1 protein-coding gene is annotated in these 1710 nt (G+C 65.2%); it reads left to right on the plus strand.

Features of this window, described 5'->3' with window-relative positions; all coding sequences use genetic code 11:
• Positions 1-164 precede the first annotated feature (164 nt).
• Positions 165-1535 (plus strand): IS1182 family transposase, encoded by a 1371-nt coding sequence (locus tag ACVWY0_RS22260; RefSeq protein ID WP_485838628.1) that lies wholly within the window; start codon positions 165-167, stop codon positions 1533-1535.
• Positions 1536-1710: the final 175 nt, after the last annotated feature.

The following is a 1710-nucleotide window of genomic DNA, read 5'->3' on the forward strand; positions in this document are numbered from 1 at the left end:
CGTAATTCTTAAAACGCCGACGGATTAACCATGTCCTGGTAGGGGCGGCTGGGAGAATCGTGGGCATGGTTACTGGTTCTTCCGCGCAGGATGGTTTGTTCGACGAGTCTCTGGTCGAGCGGGTCGTCCAGCCCACCGATGTGCCGATGGATGCCAACGGCGGGATCAACAAACGCTTCAAGGCGTTCGAGCCCGATGCGGTGATGCTGGTCCCGCCGTCGCTGGAGGAGTGGTTGCCCCAGGGCCATCTGGCCCGGTTCATTGGCGAACTCGTCGACGGGGAGCTGGATCTGACCCGGTTCTATGCTTCCTACGCCAGGGCGAAGGGCCAGCCGCCGTATGATCCGCGGCTGATGCTGCGGATCCTGCTGTATGGGTATTGCGTGGGGGTGCGGTCTTCGCGGGAGCTGGAGCGGGCGTGCACGGATGTGGTCGCGTTCCGTTGGTTGTGTGCCCAGCAGGCCCCGGATTTCCGTTCGATCGGACGGTTCCGCGAACGCCACCTCGCGGCGTTGGCCAACGTGTTCCTGCAGGCGCTGGAGCTCTGCCGGGCCGCGGGCATGGTCTCGCTGGGCCATGTGGCACTGGACGGGACGAAGGTCCGGGCCAACGCCTCGCGGCACAAGGCCATGAGTTATGCCCGGTTGACGGAGAAGCAGAAGGTGTTGGCCGATGAGATCAGCGACCTGATGGCGGAGGCGAAGACCGTGGACGCGGCCGAGGACGCCCGTTTCGGGCCGGGCAAACGCGGCGATGAACTGCCCGCCGAGCTGGCCAACCGGGCCCGGCGCGCCCAGGCGATGGCCACCGCCAGGGCCTCCATCGAAGCCGAAGCCGCCCAGAAGGCGCGCCGTGAAGCCGAGGAGAAGGCCCGCGCCCGCGGGGACGACGATGAGGATGTTTCCGGGAAGGGCGATGCCGCCGCGGCCGCGGCGGTCCCCAAGCCCACGGCCCAACGGAACTTCACGGACCCCGACGCGAGGATCATGAAGACCGCGGACGGTTCCTACCACTACTGCTACAACGGGCAGGGCGTCGTTGATAAAGATCACCAGGTCATCGTTGCCACCGAACTGAACAACACCGCGGTGGACGTGCAGCAACTGGTCCCGATGGTCCAGCACGCGCAGGACATCCTGAAGGCCATGCCCCGGAAGTGGAGCGCCGATGCCGGGTACTGCTCAGCGGCGAACCTGGACCACGTCAAAGACCTGGAAGCCGGTGGCGGAACCGAATTCTTCATCTCCACACGGCGGATGAAACACAACCAACCGGTCCCGGAGGCGCCACGGGGCAGGATCCCGGCGGACGCGACACCGGCCGAGCGGATGGCCCGGAAACTGAAAACGAAGAAAGGCCGAGCGGTCTACGCCCGGCGCAAAGCCATCGTGGAACCGGTCTTCGGACAGATCAACACCCGGCAAGGCAAACATGTCCTGCTTCGCGGGCTCGAGAAGGCAGCCGGGGAATGGAAGCTGATAGCCGGCTGCCACAACCTGCTCAAACTCTTCAGTTACCGCACCGCCACCGCCTGAACCCGACCGGGGACGGCGCCCCGGGATCGAACCGCGCCCCGCATGAGCCTTCCAGCCCATTCCTTCCGCGAGAATGCCAAAAGGCCGGCCCCTTTCCAAGACAAGGAAACCGGCCTCGGGCCGTTACGGCTCAAACCTGAGGAACCCTCAAACAATTACCGACCCACGCACCTAG

It is taken from the genome of Arthrobacter sp. UYNi723 (genome assembly GCF_054057635.1).